This is a genomic window from Nocardioides sp. Z21_20 (assembly GCF_059766585.1).
The window spans coordinates 503,047-523,935 of sequence record NZ_JCBAJX010000001.1 but is presented as its reverse complement, the minus strand read 5'-3'; the positions used below and the strand labels follow the sequence as shown (position 1 = coordinate 523,935).

Annotated in this window: 19 protein-coding genes; 5 read left to right on the top strand and 14 right to left on the bottom strand. The window is 72.0% G+C overall.

Annotation, left to right across the window (positions count from 1 at the left end; translation table 11 throughout):
• Positions 1-3: 3 nt before the first annotated feature.
• Positions 4-528: a MarR family transcriptional regulator gene (locus tag AC6EH9_RS02580; RefSeq protein WP_498420220.1), complete on the bottom strand. Its 525-nt coding sequence runs from the start codon at positions 526-528 to the stop codon at positions 4-6.
• Between the two features lie 80 nt (positions 529-608).
• Between AC6EH9_RS02580 and AC6EH9_RS02575 the strand changes: the two genes are divergently transcribed.
• Positions 609-2,723 carry an MMPL family transporter gene (locus tag AC6EH9_RS02575; protein ID WP_498420218.1) on the top strand — a complete coding sequence of 705 codons (2,115 nt, stop codon included), beginning with the start codon at positions 609-611 and terminating at the stop codon, positions 2,721-2,723.
• A 169-nt stretch (positions 2,724-2,892) separates the two neighbouring features.
• Here the strand turns inward: AC6EH9_RS02575 and AC6EH9_RS02570 are convergent, their stop codons facing one another.
• The 6 genes from AC6EH9_RS02570 to AC6EH9_RS02545 all read right to left on the bottom strand — a co-directional run bounded on the left by AC6EH9_RS02570 (position 2,893) and on the right by AC6EH9_RS02545 (position 9,368).
• Positions 2,893-4,266, bottom strand: coding sequence for an NAD-dependent malic enzyme (locus AC6EH9_RS02570; RefSeq protein ID WP_498420216.1), 1,374 nt, complete (start codon positions 4,264-4,266; stop codon positions 2,893-2,895).
• Positions 4,267-4,310: 44 nt separating this feature from the next.
• Complete coding sequence (locus tag AC6EH9_RS02565) at positions 4,311-5,123, bottom strand: ABC transporter ATP-binding protein (RefSeq protein ID WP_498420214.1); 813 nt, start codon at positions 5,121-5,123, stop codon at positions 4,311-4,313.
• Positions 5,124-5,133: 10 nt separating this feature from the next.
• Entirely contained in the window at positions 5,134-5,949 is an 816-nt protein-coding gene (locus AC6EH9_RS02560; RefSeq protein WP_498420213.1) for an ABC transporter permease, read from the bottom strand.
• Positions 5,946-6,917, bottom strand: a complete 972-nt coding sequence (locus tag AC6EH9_RS02555; RefSeq protein WP_498420211.1) for an ABC transporter substrate-binding protein — start codon at positions 6,915-6,917, stop codon at positions 5,946-5,948. Before AC6EH9_RS02555 ends, AC6EH9_RS02560 begins: the two co-directional genes overlap by 4 nt.
• A gap of 127 nt (positions 6,918-7,044) precedes the next feature.
• Positions 7,045-7,257, bottom strand: a complete 213-nt coding sequence (locus AC6EH9_RS02550; RefSeq protein ID WP_498420209.1) for a YbdD/YjiX family protein — start codon at positions 7,255-7,257, stop codon at positions 7,045-7,047.
• Positions 7,254-9,368: a carbon starvation CstA family protein gene (locus AC6EH9_RS02545; protein WP_498420207.1), complete on the bottom strand. Its 2,115-nt coding sequence runs from the start codon at positions 9,366-9,368 to the stop codon at positions 7,254-7,256. Before AC6EH9_RS02545 ends, AC6EH9_RS02550 begins: the two co-directional genes overlap by 4 nt.
• A gap of 142 nt (positions 9,369-9,510) precedes the next feature.
• Between AC6EH9_RS02545 and AC6EH9_RS02540 the strand changes: the two genes are divergently transcribed.
• The gene (locus AC6EH9_RS02540; protein ID WP_498420206.1) at positions 9,511-9,828 is read left to right on the top strand and encodes a GNAT family N-acetyltransferase; all 318 of its coding nucleotides are present in this window, start codon (positions 9,511-9,513) and stop codon (positions 9,826-9,828) included.
• A gap of 13 nt (positions 9,829-9,841) precedes the next feature.
• Here the strand turns inward: AC6EH9_RS02540 and AC6EH9_RS02535 are convergent, their stop codons facing one another.
• The gene (locus tag AC6EH9_RS02535) at positions 9,842-10,432 is read right to left on the bottom strand and encodes a nitroreductase family protein (RefSeq protein ID WP_498420204.1); all 591 of its coding nucleotides are present in this window, start codon (positions 10,430-10,432) and stop codon (positions 9,842-9,844) included.
• Positions 10,433-10,556: 124 nt separating this feature from the next.
• Here AC6EH9_RS02535 and AC6EH9_RS02530 point away from each other — a divergent pair, with 124 nt between their 5' ends.
• The 3 genes from AC6EH9_RS02530 to AC6EH9_RS02520 are packed head-to-tail and all read left to right on the top strand — an operon-like array spanning position 10,557 to position 14,425.
• A complete protein-coding gene (locus AC6EH9_RS02530) occupies positions 10,557-11,147 on the top strand; it encodes a TetR/AcrR family transcriptional regulator (protein WP_498420202.1) in 591 nt (196 codons plus the stop codon).
• Between the two features lie 55 nt (positions 11,148-11,202).
• Positions 11,203-13,539: an MMPL family transporter gene (locus AC6EH9_RS02525; protein ID WP_498420201.1), complete on the top strand. Its 2,337-nt coding sequence runs from the start codon at positions 11,203-11,205 to the stop codon at positions 13,537-13,539.
• A gap of 22 nt (positions 13,540-13,561) precedes the next feature.
• Positions 13,562-14,425, top strand: a complete 864-nt coding sequence (locus AC6EH9_RS02520) for a phosphatase PAP2 family protein (RefSeq protein WP_498420199.1) — start codon at positions 13,562-13,564, stop codon at positions 14,423-14,425.
• Between the two features lie 446 nt (positions 14,426-14,871).
• Here AC6EH9_RS02520 and AC6EH9_RS02515 read toward each other — a convergent pair whose 3' ends face one another.
• The 6 genes from AC6EH9_RS02515 to AC6EH9_RS02490 all read right to left on the bottom strand — a co-directional run bounded on the left by AC6EH9_RS02515 (position 14,872) and on the right by AC6EH9_RS02490 (position 20,879).
• Complete coding sequence (locus AC6EH9_RS02515) at positions 14,872-16,200, bottom strand: S1C family serine protease (RefSeq protein ID WP_498420197.1); 1,329 nt, start codon at positions 16,198-16,200, stop codon at positions 14,872-14,874.
• A gap of 244 nt (positions 16,201-16,444) precedes the next feature.
• Positions 16,445-16,915: an SRPBCC family protein gene (locus AC6EH9_RS02510; protein ID WP_498420195.1), complete on the bottom strand. Its 471-nt coding sequence runs from the start codon at positions 16,913-16,915 to the stop codon at positions 16,445-16,447.
• 183 nt (positions 16,916-17,098) lie between these two features.
• A complete protein-coding gene (gene dmpG, locus AC6EH9_RS02505) occupies positions 17,099-18,124 on the bottom strand; it encodes a 4-hydroxy-2-oxovalerate aldolase (protein ID WP_498420193.1) in 1,026 nt (341 codons plus the stop codon).
• Positions 18,121-19,092: an acetaldehyde dehydrogenase (acetylating) gene (locus AC6EH9_RS02500; RefSeq protein ID WP_498420191.1), complete on the bottom strand. Its 972-nt coding sequence runs from the start codon at positions 19,090-19,092 to the stop codon at positions 18,121-18,123. The genes dmpG and AC6EH9_RS02500 overlap by 4 nt, the downstream gene beginning before the upstream one ends.
• On the bottom strand, positions 19,089-19,982 hold the full coding sequence (locus AC6EH9_RS02495; protein ID WP_498420190.1) for a 2-keto-4-pentenoate hydratase: 894 nt from the start codon (positions 19,980-19,982) through the stop codon (positions 19,089-19,091). Before AC6EH9_RS02495 ends, AC6EH9_RS02500 begins: the two co-directional genes overlap by 4 nt.
• A 129-nt stretch (positions 19,983-20,111) precedes the next feature.
• The gene (locus tag AC6EH9_RS02490; protein ID WP_498420188.1) at positions 20,112-20,879 is read right to left on the bottom strand and encodes an IclR family transcriptional regulator; all 768 of its coding nucleotides are present in this window, start codon (positions 20,877-20,879) and stop codon (positions 20,112-20,114) included.
• Between the last annotated feature and the right edge of the window lie 10 nt (positions 20,880-20,889).

Sequence of the window (20,889 nt, the reverse complement as noted above, 5' to 3'; positions counted from 1 at the left end):
CGGTCAGGACACCGAGTCCGGCCCGCGATGCTCGGCGATGACCGCGTCCATCGCCGCGATCGCGCCCTTGAGGTAGCGCTCGACGATGGCCCGCTCCTCGGCGGAGAAGGCGGCGTCGGACTCGGCCAGGGCGCGGAACATCGGCACCAGGTGGCCGAGCACCTCCTCGCGCGCGGAGTCGGTCAGGTGCACCTCGGTGCGGCGCCGGTCGGCGATGTGAGGCTGGCGCTCGACGTGTCCGCGCTGGGCCAGTCGGTCCACGATCCCGGTCGAGGCCGCCGAGGAGACCTCGAGGCGGCGGGCCAGCTCGGCCGGCCCCAGTGCCTCGCGGGTGAGATGCTCGACGGCGGCGAACTCCCGGTCGTTCATCCCGGCGCGGCGCGCCACCACGTGGCGCAGCTCGCCGCCCTTGTCGATCAGCGTCCGCAGCGCCAGCAGGGCCGGATTCGGCTGCCAGGAAGCGGCGAAGGACGTAGCCGGACGCGACTCAGCGGGCACCGCATCCGGCGGCGTGGAGGACTCCGGCATTTGATTCACCAACTTAGCGACTAATCTATTTACAGACTACCTTGTCAGCTCCGCCCCCGTCCTGACCTCTGGGAGACCCGATGACCGAGACCCGTTCCACCCGCGGGCGCTCCCTGGCCGCCGCCGTCACCGGCTTCATCACCGGCCGCCGCACCGCCGCCGTGGTGGCGCTGGTCCCGATCCTCGTCGCGTTGGCCATGCTCGGCCTGCTCGGCGAGGGTGAGCGCGACGCCGGCCCCACGGACGGCCTGCCGCGCGACGCCGACTCCACGCTGGCCACCGAGCTGCGCGACCAGCTGCCCGAGGACGACGCCTCGGTCGCGATCGTGCTGTGGACCGCCGAGGAGGGCGAGCTCTCCCCCGAGGCCATCGACGAGATCCGCTCCAGCGCCGGCGAGCTGCTCGGCGCCGTGTCCGGGCCACCGCTGACCCCGTCGGAGGACGGCACCGCCGCGCTGCTCGTCGTACCCGTCGAGTCCGCCACCTCCTCGGAGAACGCCGACGTGGTGGCCGACCTGCGTGAGCAGGTGGACGAGAGCCTCCCCGAGGGCGTCGAGGGACAGGTCACCGGCCCGGCGGCCGTGCAGGCCGACCTCGCGGCGGTCTTCGAGGGCGCGAACTTCCGGCTGCTGACGGTCACCGCGGGCGTGGTCGCGCTGCTGCTGGTGATCACCTACCGCAGCCCGGTGCTCTGGATCGTCCCGCTGACCGTGGTCGGCATCGCGGATCGGCTCGCCGCGATCCTGGCCACCCAGGTGATGGCGGTGCTGGACGTGAAGTGGGACGAGTCGACGATCGGCATCCTCTCGGTGCTGGTCTTCGGCGCGGGCACCAACTACGCGCTGCTGCTGATCTCGCGCTACCGCGACGAGTTGCGCACCACCGAGTCGCGCAACCAGGCGATGGCGCACGCGCTGCGTCGTACCGCGGAGGCCGTGCTGACCTCGGCCACCACCGTCGTCATCGGCGTGCTCACGCTGCTGCTCTCGGTGACGCCCACCACCCGCGGCCTGGGGTTGGCCTGCGCGATCGGGATCGTGGTCGCTGCCAGCTTCGTGCTGATCGTGCTGCCGGCGGCGCTGGTGATCTTCGGGCGGTGGATCTTCTGGCCGCGGGTGCCGCACCTGGGCCAGGACGCCCTGGTGGAGTCCGGCACGTCGCTGTGGCGCCGCGTCGGCAACCAGGTGGCACGACGTCCGCTGGTCTTCATCGGCGCGACACTCCTCCTGCTCGCGGTGATGGCCACGGGGCTGTTCCGCATCCAGATCGGGCTGGGCACCGCCGACCAGTTCCTCGACGAGCCGGAGGCGATCTCGGCGAGCGAGCGGCTGGCGGAGTCGTTCCCGGCCGGCACGTCGCAGCCGACCCAGGTGCTCACCCGGGCGGACCCCCGCGAGGTCGTCCAGGCGGCCTCGGCGGCCGAGGGCGTCGACTCGGCGCGGCCCTCCGCCCAGGGTGAGGGCATCGCCCAGATCGACGTGGTCCTCGACGCCGACCCCAGCTCGGGCGAGGCCCGCGCCGCCATCGAGTCCCTGCGCGAGGCGCTCGCGTCGTACGACGAGACCTACGTCGGCGGGCCCGAGGCCGAGTCGCTGGACGAGCGCAAGGCCGCGGAGCAGGACCGGATGGTGATCCTGCCGCTGATCCTGGGCCTGGTGCTGCTGGCGCTGTTCGTGCTGCTGCGCTCGTTCGTGGCGCCGCTGCTGCTCGTCGCGACCGTCCTGGGCACCTACGCCGCCAGCCTCGGGGTGTCCTGGTGGCTGTTCACCGGGGTGTTCGGGTTCGAGGCGCTCGACGTCTCGACGCCGCTGTTCGCGTTCCTGTTCCTGGTGGCGCTGGGCGTCGACTACAACATCTTCCTGGTCACCCGGGCCCGGGAGGAGGCCGCCGGCCACGGCACCCGTCAGGGCATGCTGCGCGCGCTGACGGCCACCGGCGGCGTCATCACCAGCGCCGGGATCCTGCTCGCGGCGGTGTTCGCGGTGCTCGGCGTACTGCCGCTCGTCGTACTCGCCCAGCTCGGCGTCGTCATCTGCATCGGCGTCCTGCTGGACACCCTGCTGGTGCGTACCGTGCTGGTCCCCGCGCTGGCCCTGGCCCTCGGCGACCGCTTCTGGTGGCCCCGCAAGGTCGACGGCCGCCCCACCAGCCCGGCCCTCGACGCCCCCAGCCCCGCCCCCGCCGGCCACCGCTGACCCGCCCCCGCCCCGGCCTCCCGCCCCGCCGCAGCCCGCTGTAACGCGGGGTTATGCCCACCACCGGAGCGTTATTTCGCTGTGGTGGTGGGCATAACCCCGCGTTACATGAGGCGGGTACGGCGCGGCGCGGGCGCGCGGCGGCGCGCGGCGCGGGCGCGGGGGGCGGTCAGCGGTCGGCGATGGCGGCGGCGACCGTCCGGGTCACGTCGGGGTGGAAGACCGAGGGGATGATGAAGTTCGCGTTGAGCTCCGCGTCGGTGACGACCCCGGCGATGGCGTAGGCGGCGCGCAGCAGCATGTCGGTGTCGACGTCGGAGGCCTGGGCGTCGAGGAGACCGCGGAAGACACCGGGGAAGGCCAGCACGTTGTTGATCTGGTTGGGGTAGTCCGAGCGTCCGCTGGCGACGACCGCGGCGTACTTGTCCGCCTCGGCGGGGTCCACCTCGGGATCGGGGTTGGCCAGCGCGAAGACCACCGGGTCGGGGGCCATGTCCTTGATCCACTCGGCGGGCAGCAGGCCCGGCCCGCTCACCCCGATGAACACGTCGGCGTCGGCCAGCGCGGCACGCAGGTCGCCGCGCACCAGGCGCGGGTTGGTCATCGCGGCCAGCCGCGCCTTGCTCGGCGACAGCGTGTCGTCGTCGCCGGACAGGCAGCCCTCCCGGTCCCAGACCACGACGTCGCAGGCGCCCGCGGCCAGCAGCAGGGTGACGATGGCGGTGCCCGCCGCCCCTCCGCCGGAGACGGCCACCCGCACGTCGGGCAGCTTCTTGTCGACCACCCGCAGCGCGTTGGTGAGCGCGGCCAGCACCACGATCGCCGTACCGTGCTGGTCGTCGTGGAAGACCGGGATGTCGAGGCTCTCGCGCAGCCGCCGCTCGATCTCGAAGCAGCGCGGGGCGGCGATGTCCTCGAGGTTGATGCCGCCGAACCCGGGCGCGATCATCTCGACCGCGCGCACGATCTCGTCGGTGTCCTGCGAGGCCAGGCAGATCGGCCAGGCGTCGATGTCGGCGAACCGCTTGAACAGCGCGGCCTTGCCCTCCATCACCGGCAGCGCCGCCCCCGGCCCGATGTTGCCGAGCCCGAGGACGGCCGAGCCGTCGGTGACCACGGCCACCGTGTTGCCCTTGCTGGTCAGCTTGCGCACGTCCTCGGGGTGCCGCGCGAGCGCGGCGCTGACCCGGCCGACGCCGGGCGTGTACGCCATCGACAGGTCGTCGCGGGTGCGCAGCGGGACCTTCGAGCTGACCTCGATCTTGCCGCCGATGTGGAGCAGGAAGGTCCGGTCGCTGACCTTGTGGACCTTGACGCCCTCGATCAGCCCCACCGCCGCGGCCAGCGCCCGCGAGTGCGTCTCGTCGATCGCCGAGCAGGTGACGTCGACGACCAGCAGCTCGTGGCTGGACTCGGTGACGTCGATGGCGGTGACCACGCCGCCCGCCTGCGCGATGGTGGTGGCCACCGCCCCCGCCACCCCGTGGTCGGGATCGGCGTGCAGGCGCATGGTGATGGAGTACGACGAAGCGGTGGCGGACATGGCCCGAACTCTGCTATCCGAGCCGGGTTACCGCCAAGTCGGGGTCATTGCGGTCCGGCGTGCACCAGAGCGGAGATCGTCCGCTCGATCTCGTTGAAGTCGGGCGAGTTGACGTCGCGGACCGCCCCCAGCTGGACGGGGACGACCTGGGCGATCGAGCCGGGTACGCCGTGCGAGGCGCCGCCGGTCATCACCACCACCCGGTCGGCGAGGAAGACCGCCTCCTCGATCGAGTGGGTCACGAACACGACGGTGGTGCCGGTCTCGACGTGCAGCCGGCTCAGCTCGCGCTGCAGCGAGGTCCGGGTGAGCGCGTCCAGGGCCCCGAACGGCTCGTCCATCAGCAGCACGGCCGGGTCGTTGGCCAGCACCCGGGCGATCGCCACCCGCTGCTGCATCCCGCCGGACAGCTCGCCGGGGAACCGGTCGGCGAACCGGGTCAGCCCGACCAGCTCGATGAACGTCTCCGCCTGGCGCCGGGCGGCGGCACGCGGGATCCCGCGCTGACGCAGCCCGAACCGGACGTTCTCGGCGACGCTCAGCCAGGGGAACAGCCCGTAGTCCTGGAACACCACACCCCGCTCGGGACCGGGCCCGCGCACCGGCTCGCCGCCGACCTCCACGTGGCCACCGGTCGCGGTCTCGAAGCCGGCGAGGATCCGCAGCAGCGTGCTCTTGCCGCACCCGCTCGCCCCGACCAGGGCGACGAACTCGCCCGCCGCGATGTCCAGGTCCAGCCCGGCGAGGGCGTCCACCCCCGTGCCCGCCGGCCCGTAGCGCTTGGAGAGCCCCTGGACCCGGACGGTGCCGGTGCCCGCCTTCAGCTGGGCCAGGGCCCTGGTCGTCTCGATGGTCATCGTCGCCTCCTCAGCGCACGAGCGGGCGGCGCCCGAAGGCGCCCCGCAGGATCAGGAGCAGAAGCCGGTCCGAGAGCAGACCCGCCAGCCCGATGTAGACCATGCCGACCACGATCAGGTCGGTGCGGGCGAGCTCGCGGGCCAGGTTGATCACGCCGCCGAGGCCGAGCTCGATGCCGTTGCTCTCGCCGAGCACCAGGATCACCCAGGCCAGGCCGAGCCCGATCCGCAGGCCGCTGACGATCCCGGGGGTGGCGGCCGGGACGACCACCTTGGTGAGGATCCCGAGCCGGCTGGTGCCGAGCATCTGGGCGGCCTCCACCATCCGCTCCGGCACCTGGCGCACGGCGGCGACGGTGTTGATCAGGATCGGGAAGAAGCTGGAGATCAGGATCAGGAAGATCGTCGCCTGCGAGCCGAAGCCGATCACCAGCAGCACCAGCGGCACCCAGGCCGTGGCCGGGATCGGGCGGAACAGGTTCACGGTCGGATCGAGCGCGGCGTTGACGAGAGGGAAGCGCCCCATCAGCACCCCGAGCGGGATGGCGAACAGCGCGGCCAGGCCGAAGCCCGCCAGCACCCGCGTCGTACTGGCCCACAGGTGCTCCCAGAGCTTGCCGCTGTAGGCGTCGTCGAGCAGGCCGCCGAAGGCGAAGTCCCACATGCCGCGCGCGACCTCCCACGGCGGGGGCAGGAAGCCCATCTTGATGTCGAAGGGCAGCACCCAGCGCTGCTCGACGCCCTGGTGCCAGCCGATCACCAGCAGCACCGGGACCACCAGCGCCAGCGCGGTACGCCGGGCCACCCCGGCCAGGGTGCCGGTCACGACGCCTCCGGGGCGAACGAGTCGTCGACGACGTCGCCCAGCTCGGGGGCGCCCTTCACCAGGCCGAGGCGCTCGAGCTGGTCGATCAGCGCCTGGATCTGGGTCTGGTACTGCGCCGACAGGTCCGCGCGCAGCCAGAAGTTGTCCAGCGCGAAGTCGAAGGTGTCCTCGTCGCCACCGTAGGTCTCGACCAGCTCGGGCAGCCACTCGTCGCGGTGGTCGACCATGTAGTCGGTCGCGGCGGCGTGGGTGTCGACGACCTCCTGGACCAGCTCGGCGTCCTTCTCGATCATCTCGCCGGTGGTGATCAGGCCGAGGTTCACCTTCGCGATCGGGGTCTCGTACGGCGACACGATCTCGTGCCCGCCGGCCCCCAGCGCCAGCGAGACCGCGATCTCAGGGGCGAAGAAGGCGTCGATCTGCCCGGAGTCGAAGGCGTTGAAGAACTCGGTGGGCTTGAGCGAGACCAGGTCGATCTTCTCGATGTCCACCCCGGCCTGCTCCAGGGTCAGCCGCAGCGCGACCTCCTGCGAGCTGGAGGCCAGGTAGCCGAGCTTCTTGCCGACCAGGTCACCGACCTCGCCGATCGACTCGTTGCCGACGAAGCCGCTGCCCCCGTCGGCCGCACCGGCGACGATCCGGAGGTCCCTGCCCTGCGCGGCCGAGCCGATGGTGGCGGTGATGCTGCCCAGCGCGAAGTCGATCTGGCCGCTGACCAGCGCGTCGCTCAGCGCGGGAGCGGTGTCCAGCGCGACCACCTCGTAGCTGACGTCGCCCGAGGCGTGGTCCTCGTAGAGGTAGGGCGCATAGAAGTGCGGCTGCCCGCGCAGCGTGCCGATCTTGACGACGTCGTCGGCCGAGGCGTCCTCCTCGGAGCTGCAGCCGGCGGCCAGGCTCGAGGCCAGGAGCACGGCGGAGGTGAGGGCCAGGACGCGGCCGAACCGGGACGAGGAGGCGAGAGGACGCATGTGAAACCCCACTGGATGATCGCGCTGGGCGGGCTCCCTGCCCGCCGCGATCACTGTGCGGTGGTCTCGTTGCGCGGACGTAAAGCAGCGGTTAACGCACCCGACGCATCCCGCAACGCGTGTTTCATCAGCAGCAGCGCCCCTCCGGATGGGCGTCGCGATGCGCCGAGCGGTGCCGCTCGTAGGCGTCGCGGTCGCGGGCCGGCTCCCCCGCCTGCGCGCACCGCTCGACGTAGCGCTGGTAGCGGGCGTCCCCGGAGATCTCCGCGAGGTACCAGCGGACCCGGCCCCACAGAGCCGCCGCACGGGAGTGGGCCGGGCGGCCCACGACGTCGCTCACGTGGCCACCAGCTCCGACTCCACCCGCGGCACCTCGGTGGTCGGCGCCTGACCGCCGGCGCGCAGCGTGCGGACCACGACCCAGGCGGCGTTGGCGACGATCACGATCACCAGCACCGCGAAGGTGGCCTGCAGGGTCCCGTTCAGGATGGAGTTGTTGATGATCTGCTGCATCTGGTCGGCGTCCGCGGCGGGCGCCAGCACCTCGCCGGCGTCCTGGGCGTCGCGATAGACCGAGGCCTGCTTGAAGTAGCCGATCTTCGGGTCGTCGCTGAAGATCTTCTGCCAGCTGGCGGTCATCGTGACGATCAGGTCCCAGGCCAGCCCGATCCCCGGCACCCACGCCCACTTCGCCTTGCCGTGCTTGACCAGCAGCGTCACGCACAGGGTCAGCGCGATGGCGGCGAGGAGCTGGTTGGCGATGCCGAACAGCGGGAACAGCTGGTTGATCCCGCCCAGCGGGTCGGTGACCCCGACGTAGAGCATGTAGCCCCACAGCCCGACCACCACGGCGCTGGCCGACCAGGAGGCCGGCTTCCAGGAGACGTCGCCGTAGCGCGGCCAGAAGTTGCCGATCGTGTCCTGCAGCATGAACCGACCGACCCGGGTGCCGGCGTCGACGGCGGTGAGGATGAACAGCGCCTCGAACATGATCGCGAAGTGGTACCAGAACGCCGCCAGGCCGCCCCCGAACGCCTCGGTGAAGATCTGGGAGATGCCGAACGCGAGCGTGGGCGCGCCGCCGGTGCGCGAGATCAGCGAGTCCTCCTCGATCGAGGCCGCCGCCGCGCTCAGTTCGGCGGGGGTGATCGTGAACCCGAGCGTGCGCACGAACTCGGCGGCGGTCTCGGGGGTGCCCCCGGTCGCGCCGACGGGCGAGTTGATCGAGAAGTACAGGCCCTGGTCGATGACGCACGCGGCGATCAGCGCCGAGATCGCCACGAAGGACTCCATCAGCATGCCGCCGTACCCGATCATCCGGACGTGGCTCTCCTTCTGCACCATCTTCGGGGTGGTGCCCGAGGCGATCAGCGCGTGGAAGCCGGAGAGCGCGCCGCAGGCGATGGTGATGAACACGAACGGGAAGAGCTTGCCGGCGAAGACGGGCCCGTCGCCGTTGGTGGCGAACGAGGAGACGTCGGGCGCGGCCAGCACCGGGTTGGCCAGGATCAGCCCGACGGCGAGGAGCAGGATCACGCCGATCTTCATGAACGTCGAGAGGTAGTCGCGCGGGGTGAGCAGCATCCACACCGGCAGGATCGAGGCGACGAAGCCGTAGGCCACCAGCAGCAGCGTCAGCGTCTCCTTGTCGAGGGTGAGCGCGCTGTCGAGCCCCAACTCCTCGACGTAGGAGCCGCCGATGATGGCCAGCAGCAGCAGCGCCACGCCGATGGCGGTGACCTCGAGGACCTTGCCGGGACGCACCGAGCGCAGGTACCAGCCCATGAACAGCGCGATCGGGATCGTCAGACCGATGGAGAACACGCCCCACGGCGACTCGGCGAGCGCGTTGACCACGACCAGGGCCAGCACGGCGAGGATGATGATCATGATCGCGAAGACCGCGATCAGCGCGGCGATGCCGCCGACGACGCCGATCTCCTCGCGCACCATCTGGCCCAGCGACTTGCCGTCGCGGCGCATCGAGAAGAACAGCACCACCATGTCCTGGACCGCGCCGGCCAGGATCACGCCGACGATGATCCAGATGGTGCCGGGCAGGTAGCCCATCTGGGCGGCGAGGACCGGCCCGACGAGCGGACCGGCGCCGGCGATGGCGGCGAAGTGGTGTCCGAACAGGACCCGCTTGTCGGTCGGCTCGAAGTCGACGCCGTTCTCGAGCCGCTCGGCCGGGGTGGCTCGGGTGTCGTCGACGCCGAGCACCTTGTAGGCGATGAAGCGCGAGTAGAACCGGTAGGCGATCGCGTAGGAGCACAGCGCCGCGAACAGGATCCACAGCGCGGAGACCTCCTCGCCCCGCGACAGGGCGAGCACCGCCCAGCACACCGCCCCGACGGCGGCGACGGCCCCCCAGATCGCCAGCTGTCTCGGGTCGAGTCGGCCCCGTGACGTCGGCGGCGGGGAGGAGGGGTGGGTGGTCGTGGTCGACATCGGCTGCTCCCGAGGTGCCCGGCGGTCGGGATGACCGCACAACAGACCCCCATTCCCCGTTGCAACGTAGATCACACCTGGGCAGGGGCACCGATCCTCTCGGCTTGCGAGGGGCGTGTGCGCGGTGGGTACCGTCGTCGCCATGACCGAGGTGAGGCACAACCCCGACCAGGCCCGTTTCGAGATCTACGACGACGGCCGGCTCGCCGGCTTCGTGGACTACCGGCTCTCCGACGACGTGGTGGACTTCACCCACACCGAGGTCGACTCGGCCTTCGAGGGGCGTGGGCTCGCCAAGGAGCTCACCGTCGGGGCGCTCGACCACGCCCGCGAGCACGACCTCGCGGTGATCCCCACCTGCGCCTTCTTCGCCAAGTTCCTCCAGCGCAACGGCGAGTACGTCGACCTGGTGCCGGTGGCGCGGCGCGAGGAGTTCGGACTCGGCGTAGCCGCCGGCTGAGCGCGCGCCGGGGTCAGCCGCGCCAGGCGGAGCCCCAGGTCCCGCCGTACACGAACTCCTCGAGCGGCTTGCGACCGCGGACCTTGGCCTCGCGCTCGCGCAGCGCCTCGTCCGCCGTCGCCGGGTCGCCGTGCCGGCCGATCGCGATGCACGTGGTCACCGTGAAGTGCGCGGGCACCTCGAGGCGCTGCGCCACGAGATCGTGGTCGAAGCCCGCGAACTGGTGGGTGTGCAGCCCCATCGCGGCGGCCTGCAGGCTCAGGTGGGCGACCGCCTGACCCAGGTCGTACGCCGCGAAGCCGGCGAAGGCGGGACCGTTGCCGTCCGGGTCGGCCGCGGTCTGGGCGAGGTTGACCAGCACCGCCGAGGCCCGCGGTACCCAGCCCAGGTTGCCACGGCTGAGCGCCTCCACGACGACGTCGTGGGCCTTGGTGCCGCGCCGGGCCACCACGAACGCCCAGGGCTGGGAGTTGCCGGCGCTCGGCGCCCAGCGCGCGGCGGTGAGCAGGGTCTCCAGGTCCTCGTCGGCCAGCACGTGGCCCGGGTCGAAGATGCTCGGGCTCCAGCGCTCGCCGAGCAGGGGGGTCAGTGCGGGTTCGGACATGGGCTCAGTATCCGCAGTCCGGGCGGGCCGACGGGCCAAGACCAGAGGCTGGGCGGGGCGGTTGGGAGCAGGATCACACGACGCCGGCGCTGCACTTTTGACAGAGAGTGCAAAACTGCACTGCGTGACCGAAAGTGCAACCTCCCGGGCCGATCGCCGCGAGGCGACCAGGCACCGCATCGCGGTCTGCGCCCAGAAGCTCACCGAGCAGCACGGCCTCGACGGCTTCACGATGGAGAACCTCAGTGAGGCCGCCGGGGTGTCGCGGCGGACGCTGTTCAACTACTACCCCAGCAAGCTCGACGCGGTGCTCGGCCTCGCCCCGGTGTTCTCCGCCGAGGCCGCCGAGCGCTTCCGGGCGCGGGGCGCGGGCAGCGACCTGGTCGGCGATCTGCGCGACCTGTGCGTGGACCTGCTCAGTGACCAGGAGCTCAGCCGCGAGGACGTCGCCCGGGCTCGGAGCATCCTGCTCGCCTCGCCCCGACTGCTGGCCGCCGCCCATGACCGGTTCTTGGCGCTCAGCGGCCAGGTCGTCGAGGAGATCCGCCGGCGCGAGGGTGCCGCCTTCGACGCCCGGCGCGCCCAGATCGCCGTCCGCCTGATCGCCTGCCTGTTCGACTCGGCCCTGGAGATCTTCCTGACCGACCCCGATCAGCACGATCTCGGCGAGGCCTACGACCACGTCCTCAACACCGCCCGACAACTGCTCGCCTGATCTTCCTCCCAAGCCCCACCCGGGCACCGACCACGCCCACCAGGAGACCTCCCCAATGGCAACCCTGCTCTACCGACTCGGCAAGACCGCCTACCGGCGGTGGCCGATCTTCCTCGCCGCCTGGCTGATCGCTCTGATCGCGGTCGGCACCTTCGCGGCCACCATGTCCAAGCCCATGTCCGACGCGTTCTCGATCCCCGGGATCCCCTCGGAGAAGGCCGCCGACCTCCAGGCTGAGCTCTTCCCGGGCGCGCAGGACGCCTTCGACCAGGCCAGCGTGAAGGTGGTGGTCGCGGCCCCCGAGGGCGAGAAGCTGGCCGACCCGGAGAACCGCGAGGCCGTCGACGCCCTGATCGCCGACCTCGCCGAGCTGCCGCAGATGCCCGAGACCCCGTTGGCCAACCCGGTCGACGCCGCCGCGGCGCAGCAGAAGCAGCTGGTCGAGGCCTCGATGGCGGCCGGCACTCCCGAGGACGTGGCGAAGGCGAACGCCGAGGCGCTCTCCCCGCTGTCGAAGGACGGCCGGGTCGGCACCATCACCTGGGACTTCGACGTGGAGACCGTCACCGACGTCAAGCCGGAGACCATCGAGGCGCTGATGGAGACCATTGACGAGGCCAGCACCGACGGCCTGACCGTCGAGGCCAACGGCTCGGGCAGCACCGCCATGCTCGAGGTCAGCGCCAAGTCCGAGCTCATCGGCATCGCGGTCGCCGTGCTGATCCTGATCCTGACCTTCGGGTCGCTGGTCGCCGCCGGACTCCCCGTGGTCACCGCACTGATCGGCGTCGGCATCGGCATCGCCGGCATCACCGGCATGACGGCGTTCACCGACATCGGCTCGACCACCCCGATGCTCGCCACGATGATCGGCCTCGCGGTCGGCATCGACTACGCCCTGTTCATCCTGGCCCGCTACCGCAACGAGCTCGACCACACCGACGACCGGGAGGAGGCCACCGGCGTCGCCGTCGGCACGGCCGGATCGGCCGTCGTCTTCGCCGGCCTGACGGTGCTGATCGCGCTGGCGGCGCTCGCCGTCGTCCGGATCCCCTTCCTCACCTCGATGGGCTTCGCCGCCGCTGCCACCGTGCTGGTCGCGGTCCTCGTCGCGCTGACCCTGCTGCCGGCCATCCTGGGCATGCTCAAGACCAAGGCGTTCGGCGCCCGCGTGCACACGATGCACCCCAAGCGCGAGGCCGACGGCCGCCTGCTGAACAACGGCGTGCGCTGGGCGCGCCTGGTGCGCCGCGCTCCGCTCGTGGTGGCCGTGCTGGCCATCGTCGCCCTGGGCGCCCTCGCGATCCCGCTCAAGGACCTGCACCTGGCCTTCCCGACCGACAGCACCGCGTCGCCGGAGAAGACCCAGCGCCAGGCCTCCGACCTGATCGCGGAGTCGTTCGGCCCGGGCCGTGACGCCCCCATGCTGCTCGTCGTGGACGGGCGCGACATCGACGACGACCAGGAGCGGATGGCCGCCTTCGGCGCCGTCACCGAGTGGGCCTCGGGCCAGGAGGGCGTCGCGAACGCCCAGATGGTGATGACCAACGCGGAGACCGACGCCCAGGGCCGGCCCGCCGGCCCCGCGACCGGCGCGCAGATCATGATCACCCCCGAGTTCGGCGGCGACGACCCCGAGACGCACGACCTGCTCGTGGACCTGCGCGACGGCCAGGAGCAGATCGAGGAGGAGACCGGCACCACCATGGGTGTGACCGGGCTGACCGCGATCACCACCGACGTCTCCGACCGGCTCTCCGACGCGCTGCCGATCTACCTCGCCGTGGTCATCGGGCTGGCCTTCATCCTGCTGATCCTGGTGTTCCGCTCGATCCTGGTGCCGCTCACCGCGACGTTCGGGTTCCTGCTCTCCGTGCTCGCCACGCTGGGCGCCACCGTCGCGGTCTTCCAGGAGGGCGCGTTCGGGTGGTTCGAGGGTCAGCCGATCGTCAGCTTCATGCCGATCTTCCTGATCGGGCTCGTCTTCGGTCTCGCCATGGACTACCAGGTCTTCCTGGTGACCCGGATGCGGGAGGCGCACGTGCACGGCGCCACCACCGACCACGCCGTGGTCGACGGCTTCCGCAACAGCGCCCGGGTGGTCTCGGCCGCCGCGGTCATCATGATGGCCGTGTTCGCGGCGTTCATCCTGATCGACGAGCCGATCATCAAGTCGATGGGCTTCGCCCTCGCGATCGCGGTGTTCTTCGACGCCTTCGTGGTGCGGATGGCGCTGATCCCGGCGCTGATGTACCTGCTCGGCGAGAAGGCCTGGTGGCTGCCGAAGTGGCTGGACCGGATCCTGCCCGAGGTGGACGTCGAGGGCGAGAAGCTCGAGCGCCCGCACATGAAGGACCTGCACTCCAGCGACGACTCGCTCGTCGACGCCTGAGGCGGAAGGCCCCACCCGCGACATGACCCCGAACGATGCGAGCTCCCCGTCGCTCGGGGTCATGTCGCGCCTCGGTGACCTGCGGGTCGCCGGGGCCTCGGTCCGCTCGCTGGTCACCGAGCTCGGCCAGCTGCTGCTGGCCTTCGCCGTCTACAACCTCGGGCGCATCCTGGCCGCCCAGGACGTGGCTCGCGCCGACGAGAACGCACGCTGGATCCTGCGCGTCCAGGAGCGGCTCCCGCTGCCCTCCGAGGCGTGGATCCAGGCTCAGGTCATCGACCACGAGTCCCTCATCGAGGCCGCCAACCGCTACTACGCGGCCGCGCACTTCCCGGTCGCCTTCGGGGTGCTGCTGTGGCTGTTCCTGTGCCGCCGCGACACCTACCACTGGGCCAAGCGCTCGCTGATCGCCGCGACCGGGGTCGGGATGGTCATCCACATGGTGATGCCGGTGACGCCGCCTCGCCTGCTCACCGAGCTCGGCATGGTCGACACCGCGCTGCAGGGCGGCGACTCCGTCTACGCCGCCCCGATCCTGTCCAGCCTGTCCAACGAGTACGCCGCGATGCCGAGCTTCCACGTCGGCTGGGCGCTGCTGGTCGCGGTCGTGCTGATCAGCGCCGGCCGCACCCGGTGGCGCTGGCTGTGGGCCCTGCACCCCACGCTCACCCTGGCCGTCGTCGTGGTCACCGCCAACCACTACTGGCTCGACGCCGTCGTGGGCTGTGCGATCGTCGTGGGTGCGCTGCGGGCGATGCGGGCGGGGCGGGGCGGAGCCGCCGCCGCCGGAGCCGCCGGAGCCGCCGCCGGAGCCGCCGTTGGGGACCAAACGGCGACGAAAACCGCTGAAGACCTGCCGTCTCTGACCAATCGGCGCACCTCCTAGCCCCTGATGCCGGGCGCGGGCGGGCCGTCGGGTGATGGCGGGCCGGGCCAGGGGATGCAGCGGCTCGCGCTCCTTGTAGGCGAGGTGGCTGAACAGGGCGTCGGTGGGCACGTCGACCTGCCAGCGGCAGGCCCTCCAGCGCGGCCGGGTCCCCCGTACGTCGCCGGCCAGGGCCACCGGGGCCCGGTCCACCGGTCCATGCAGCGCGTGGATCACCACGTGCTCGGACTCGAGCCGCTCCAGCACCGGCTCCACCGCCGGCTCGGCGCGGCGCAGGTGCGGAACAGTTCGTCCGGTCCTCGAGCGTGTGGTGACGGTGACGATCCGGCAGTACAGCCCGATCACGGCGCGCAGGGTCCCGGCATCGAGGAGGGCGAGCGGAATGCACTGAGCCCGGTCACGGGGACCGGGCTCAGTGCAGGTTGTCGGTAGTGGAGGGGACAGGATCAGTTGACGGGGCTCTCGCCGAGCGTCACGGTGGCGGAGCGGGTCGCGCCGGCCGCGGTCGTCCAGCTCAGCTCGACCTCGTCGCCGGGCTCGAAGGTCGACAGCGCGCGGGTCAGGTCGCTCATCGAGCGCACGGAGGTCTGGTCCAGCGCCGTGATCGTGTCACCGGCGACCAGCCCGGCCTCGGCGGCGGGACCGTCCTGCTCGACCTCGGCGACGACGACCCCGTTGCGCGCGGACTGGGCCCCGATCCCGAGGAACGCCCCGGGACCGATCCGCACCGTTCCGCTCTGGTCGCCGTCCTCGACCTGCTCGACGATCTCGAGGGCCTTGTCGATCGGCACCGCGAAGCTCTGCGACGCATCGCTCGCGGCCGCCGTGGTGACGGCGACGACCTCGCCCTCCTCGTCGAGCATCGGGCCACCGGAGTAGCCCGACACGACCGCGGCATCGGTCTGCACCAGGCCGGTCAGGTCGGCGCCGGACGCGCCGAACTCGAGGCCCTGGGAGGTGGTGATGTCCTGGTTCAGCGCGGTCACCGAGCCGGGCATCGCGGAGAGGTAGCCCTGGCCCTGCGCGTTGCCCACCGCCGTCACGCTGGCGCCCACCTCGGCGTCACCGTCGTCGTCGAGGGTGACGGTGTCCAGGTCCGAGGCGTCCTCGAGCTGCAGGACGGCGACGTCGGCCTCCTCGTCGGCGCCGACCACGTCGGCGTCGTAGGTCTTGCCGTCGTCGGCGACCGTCACCCGGACCTGGGTGGAGTCCTCGACCACGTGGTAGTTGGTCAGCACCAGCCCGTCGGATTCGAGGACCATGCCGGTGCCGGCACCGGAGCCGCCCTGCATCACCGACTCGACCAGTACGACGCCGCGCGACTGCTCGTCGGTGGGCTCGACGCCGGAGGGCCTGGCGGATCCGTGGGAGTGGTCACCGAAGCCGGAGCCGCCGTCCGGGGATCCGAATCCGAAACCGGACCCGCCGTCGGAGTCGCCGTCGGAGCCACCGTCGGAGCCCCCGTCGGGCGCGCCGAAGCCGAAGCCGGGCTGGGAGTCCGAGCCGGAGCCGGGCATCGTGTCGCCCTGCATCGGGCCGGACGGGGCGTCGCTGTCGGCGGCCGCCATCGTCACCGGTACGGCGATGCCGGCGGCGAGGACGGCGCCGGCCACGGCACCGGCCAGGCCGCTGAGGATCATCGGCTTGCGGTTCGACCGCGCCGGCGACCCGGCAGGGTAGGGCTGAGCCGGCTGGCCCAACGGGAACTGACCGGCCGGCGGCTGGCCGCCCGGCGGCTGGCTGCCCGGCGGCTGGCTGCCGGGGGCCTGGCTCATCGGAGGCTGACCGGCCGGAGGCTGGCCGGTCGCGGACTGCTGCGGGTAGGGGTAGGGGTAGGGGGACTGGGGCTGGTTCGCCGCGGGTCGGCTCTCCGTAGAACCGGGAGCCGCCTGCGGCCTCGGGGCGGGTTCTCTGTTCATGCCTCTAGGAGACCGCCGCAACCTCGCACCCAGATGGGAGCGACCTGTGGATCCCCTGTGAGCCTCGACGGGCCTCGACGGGCTCCGACGGGCCCCGGCCTCAGGCCTCCAGGCCCAGGTGCCGGCGCAGGTTGGCGGAGAACTGGTGCCCCATCGTCAGCACCACGCCCTTCATCGCGACCTGCACCGCCGGGGCCGCCACCCGGGCGAGCGGGAGCTCGACCTCGATGCCGACGCTGATCGCGAGGTGCGTGCCCCCGTCCACGTCCCTCATGTCGTACCAGCCGTTGACCCCCGCGTGCTCGGTCGCGCCGGGCGGCGGCTCGTGGACGTAGTCGATGCGGCGCAGCTCGTCGAAGGTCATCCGCTCGGTGAACGCCGGCGCGACGCTGATCCCGAGCACCGGCAGCTTGCTCATCTCCCAGCGCCAGTGGTCACCGTCGACCTCGATGCGGGCCAGGAACGGCGTGAACCGGGTGAGCAGCACCGGATCGACCAGCACCTCCCAGATCCGCTCGCGCGAGGCCGGGACGACCGCCTGGGACTCCGTCGAGGTGCGGAAGCGGTTCATCGTCGCGCTCCGGTGCCCGGTCGCGTCCTGGGAGCGCACATCGGCTCGCTGTCCCTTCCGTCGAGGCTGGTCCACGCCGACCGTAGCCGAGCCGCCGCCGCTGCCGCTGCCGCGCGTCGCGAACGGGCGCTCACCGAGATCCGGTGAGCGCCCGTGCGCAGGCCCAGGGGCCGGGTACGACGCTCAGCTGGCCTTGCCGTCGCGCTCGGCGACCATGTTGAGGGCGATGTCGACGATCATGTCCTCCTGGCCGCCGACGAGCCGGCGCCGGCCGGCCTCCATCAGGATCGAGCGGACGTCGATGCCGTAGCGCTGCGAGGCCGCCTCGGCGTGGCGCAGGAAGCTCGAGTACACCCCGGCGTAGCCCAGCGTGAGGGTCTCCCGGTCCACCCGGACCGGACGGTCCTGCAGGGGGCGCACGATGTCGTCGGCGGCGTCCTGCAGCGCGAACACGTCGCAGCGGTGGTCCCACTCGTAGATGTCGGCGACCGCGATGAACGCCTCGATCGGGCAGTTGCCGGCGCCCGCGCCGTGACCGGCCAGGGAGGCGTCGACGCGGGTCACGCCGTTCTCCACCGCGACCACGGAGTTGGCCACCGACAGCGAGAGGTTCTCGTGGGCGTGGATGCCGATCTCGGTGCCGGCGTCGAGGACGTCGCGGTAGGCGCGCACCCGATCGGCGACGCCGTTCATGGTGAGCCGGCCGCCGGAGTCGGTGACGTAGACGCAGTGCGCGCCGTAGGACTCCATCAGCTTGGCCTGCTTGGCGAGCTCGTCGGCGGGGGCCATGTGGCTCATCATCAGGAAGCCGGCGACGTCCATGCCGATCTCGCGGGCGGTGGCGATGTGCTGGGCGGAGACGTCGGCCTCCGTGCAGTGGGTGGCCACCCGCACCGAGCGCACGCCCAGGCTGTAGGCGTGCTTGAGCTCCTCGATGGTGCCCACGCCGGGCAGCAGCAGCGTGGTCAGCCGCGCCTTGTCGATGTGGGCCGCGGCCGCCTCGATCCACTCCCAGTCGGTGTGCGAGCCGGGACCGTAGTTGACCGAGCCGCCGGCGAGGCCGTCGCCGTGGGCGACCTCGATCGCGTCCACCCCGGCCGCGTCGAGCGCGGCGACGATCCTGCCGACGTTCTCGGGGGTGATCCGGTGCCGCACGGCGTGCATGCCGTCGCGCAGGGTGACGTCCTGGATGAAGAGCTTCGTGGTCATCGGGTGGCCCCCTTCTGGGCGATCCGCTCGGCCATCTGGAGCGCCGCGGAGGTCATGATGTCGAGGTTGCCGGCGTAGGCCGGGAGGTAGTGGGCGGCGCCCTCCACCTCGAGGAAGACCGACACCTGGTGGGTCGGGCGGGTGCTGGTGCCGTCCTTGAACAGCGTGTGCACCGGCTGGTCCTCGGGGATCTCGGTGATCTGCACCTGCTGCTTGAGCCGGTAGCCGGGCACGTAGGCCGCGACGTCGGCGACCATCTTCTCCACCGAGGCGCGGATCTCCTCGTGCACCGACTCCTCGGGCGCCGCGACCAGGCAGAACACCGTGTCGCGCATGATCAGCGGCGGCTCGGCCGGGTTGAGGATGATCACCGCCTTGCCGCGCTCGGCGCCGCCGACCTTCTCGATCGCGTGCGAGGTGGTCTCGGTGAACTCGTCGATGTTGGCGCGGGTGCCGGGGCCGGCGGACTTCGAGGCGATCGAGGCGACGATCTCGGCGTAGGCGACGGGTACGACGCGCGAGACGGCCGCGACGATCGGGATCGTGGCCTGGCCGCCGCAGGTGACCATGTTGGCGTTGGGGGCGTCGAGGTGCTCCTCGATGTTGACCGCCGGCACCACGAACGGGCCGATGGCCGCCGGGGTCAGGTCGATCATCCGCTTGCCGAGCGGCTGGAGCTTGGCGGCGTTGGCCACGTGGGCCTTGGCGGAGGTGGCGTCGAAGACGATCTCGATGTCGTCGAAGCCCTCCATCGCCATCAGCCCGTCCACGCCCTCGTGGGTGGTCGGCACCTTGAACCGGGCCGCGCGGGCCAGGCCGTCGGAGTCGGGGTCGATGCCGACCATCGCGCCCATCTCGAGGTTCTTCGAGAGCCGCATGACCTTGATCATCAGGTCGGTGCCGATGTTGCCGGAGCCGATGATGGCGACCTTCGTCTTCCCGGACGGCTGCTGGGTGGGCTCGCTCATGACGGGTGCTCCTGGGTGGGGTGCGGGGTGCTGGACGTGGACTCGGTGGGCTCGTCGGCGCTGAAGCGGGCGGTGACGCTGCCCAGGCCGCTGATCTCGGCGGTGACGACGGAGCCGGGCTCGACCAGACGCATCGGGCCGAGCGCGCCGGAGAGGATGACCTGGCCGGCGCGCAGCGGCTCGCCGTGCTCGCGCGCCATCCGGGCCAGCCAGGACAGCGCGTTGAGGGGGTCGCCGAGGCAGGCGGCGCCGTTGCCGGTGGAGACCACCTCGCCGTCGATGCTCATCGACATCTCGACCTCGACCGGATCGACCTCCGCCAGCGTCCGGCGCTCGGTGCCGAGGACGTACAGGCCGCTGGAGGCGTTGTCGGCGACGGTGTCGCCGAAGGAGATGTTCCAGTCCCCGATCCGGGAGTCGACGATCTCGAGCGCCGCCACGGCGTACTCGACCGCGCCGCGGACCTGGGCCACGTCGAGCGGGCCGTCGGCGAGGTCGGCCGACAGCACGAACGCGACCTCGGCCTCGACCTTCGGCTGCAGCAGCCGGTGCATCGGGACCTCGCCGTCGGCGGTGCAGTCCATGTCGTCGAACAGCACGCCGAAGTCCGGCTGGTCGACGCCGAGCTGGGTCTGCACCGCCTCGGAGGTGGCGCCGATCTTGCGCCCGACGATGCGCGCGCCGCCGGCCAGGCGCGCCGCGGTCAGCTGCTCCTGGACACGGTAGGCGGCCGCCACGTCGTCGGCGCCGATCAGCTCGCGGACCGGGGCGCAGGGCGCGCGGTTCTCCAGGGCGGCGATCAGCCGGTCGGCGGCGGTCTTGATCGCCTCGGGGCTGGGCGACCCGGCGGGCGCCTGCGGGCCGGCCGGTTCTGCGGGGGTGGTGGTCATCGGGTCTTTCCGGGTCGGGGGCGCGACGCGGCGCGCTGGGTCGGTGCTCCCCAGCCTGTGCCATCACCCGCCCCCCGGACAGCCGTAGGTTCCGGTGAGTGGAACGCCCCGCCCGGTGCGCGGCGCCGCTCAGTCGGTACGACGCAGCGCGTCGCGGCGCGCCAGGGTGGCCGCGATGCCGGCGGCCGCCGCGTGCACCGAGGCGGCGTGGCGCTGCGGGGAGAACCGGGTGACCGGGCCGGTCACGCTGACCGCGGCCACCACCCGGTCGGCACTGTCGAGCACCGGCGCGGCCACGCACGCCAGCCCCACCGAGGACTCCTCGAACTCGAAGGCCACCCCGGTCTCCAGGACCGCCGCCAGCTGCTGGGCCAGGATGCCGGGCGCGACGATGGTGCGCGGGGCGTGGCGCGTCAACGGCCCGGTGAGCACCCGCGCGCGCACCTCCCCGGGGGCGTGGGCCAGCAGCGCCTTGCCGATCGCGGTGGCGTGCAGCGGCATCCGCCCGCCCAGCCGCGAGGGCGCCTTGACCTGCTGGTGACCGCCGACCTTGGCGACGTACACGACCTCGGTGTCCTCGCGCAGCCCCAGGTGCACGGTCTCGTGGGTGCGCTCGTAGAGGTCCTCGAGGAACGGCGTGGCCACCTCGAGCAGCCCGCGCTCCACCGAGGCGCGCATGCCGAGGGCGAACAGCTGCCCGGAGAGCCGGTAGTGCTGCCCGTCCCGGTCGAGCAGGCCACCGGCGACCAGGTCGGTGGCGACGCGGTGCAGGGTGCCCTTCGCCAGCCCGGTGCGCCGGCCCAGCTCGGCGAGGGTGACGCCGGTGTCCTCGGCGGTGAACGCGTGCAGCACCTTGAGCACCTTGGCCAGCACGCTGTCGGGGTTCAGCGCGGGCACCCGGTCTCGC

What these genes read in the sequence shown, in the direction of transcription:
- AC6EH9_RS02580 (WP_498420220.1), bottom strand. Translation starts at nt 528, where the DNA reads ATGCCGGAGTCCTCCACGCCGCCGGATGCGGTGCCCGCTGAGTCGCGT.
- AC6EH9_RS02575 (WP_498420218.1), top strand. Translation starts at nt 609, where the DNA reads ATGACCGAGACCCGTTCCACCCGCGGGCGCTCCCTGGCCGCCGCCGTC.
- AC6EH9_RS02570 (WP_498420216.1), bottom strand. Translation starts at nt 4,266, where the DNA reads ATGTCCGCCACCGCTTCGTCGTACTCCATCACCATGCGCCTGCACGCC.
- AC6EH9_RS02565 (WP_498420214.1), bottom strand. Translation starts at nt 5,123, where the DNA reads ATGACCATCGAGACGACCAGGGCCCTGGCCCAGCTGAAGGCGGGCACC.
- AC6EH9_RS02555 (WP_498420211.1), bottom strand. Translation starts at nt 6,917, where the DNA reads ATGCGTCCTCTCGCCTCCTCGTCCCGGTTCGGCCGCGTCCTGGCCCTC.
- AC6EH9_RS02545 (WP_498420207.1), bottom strand. Translation starts at nt 9,368, where the DNA reads ATGTCGACCACGACCACCCACCCCTCCTCCCCGCCGCCGACGTCACGG.
- AC6EH9_RS02540 (WP_498420206.1), top strand. Translation starts at nt 9,511, where the DNA reads ATGACCGAGGTGAGGCACAACCCCGACCAGGCCCGTTTCGAGATCTAC.
- AC6EH9_RS02535 (WP_498420204.1), bottom strand. Translation starts at nt 10,432, where the DNA reads ATGTCCGAACCCGCACTGACCCCCCTGCTCGGCGAGCGCTGGAGCCCG.
- AC6EH9_RS02525 (WP_498420201.1), top strand. Translation starts at nt 11,203, where the DNA reads ATGGCAACCCTGCTCTACCGACTCGGCAAGACCGCCTACCGGCGGTGG.
- AC6EH9_RS02520 (WP_498420199.1), top strand. Translation starts at nt 13,562, where the DNA reads ATGACCCCGAACGATGCGAGCTCCCCGTCGCTCGGGGTCATGTCGCGC.
- AC6EH9_RS02515 (WP_498420197.1), bottom strand. Translation starts at nt 16,200, where the DNA reads ATGAGCCAGGCCCCCGGCAGCCAGCCGCCGGGCAGCCAGCCGCCGGGC.
- AC6EH9_RS02510 (WP_498420195.1), bottom strand. Translation starts at nt 16,915, where the DNA reads ATGAACCGCTTCCGCACCTCGACGGAGTCCCAGGCGGTCGTCCCGGCC.
- dmpG (WP_498420193.1), bottom strand. Translation starts at nt 18,124, where the DNA reads ATGACCACGAAGCTCTTCATCCAGGACGTCACCCTGCGCGACGGCATG.
- AC6EH9_RS02500 (WP_498420191.1), bottom strand. Translation starts at nt 19,092, where the DNA reads ATGAGCGAGCCCACCCAGCAGCCGTCCGGGAAGACGAAGGTCGCCATC.
- AC6EH9_RS02495 (WP_498420190.1), bottom strand. Translation starts at nt 19,982, where the DNA reads ATGACCACCACCCCCGCAGAACCGGCCGGCCCGCAGGCGCCCGCCGGG.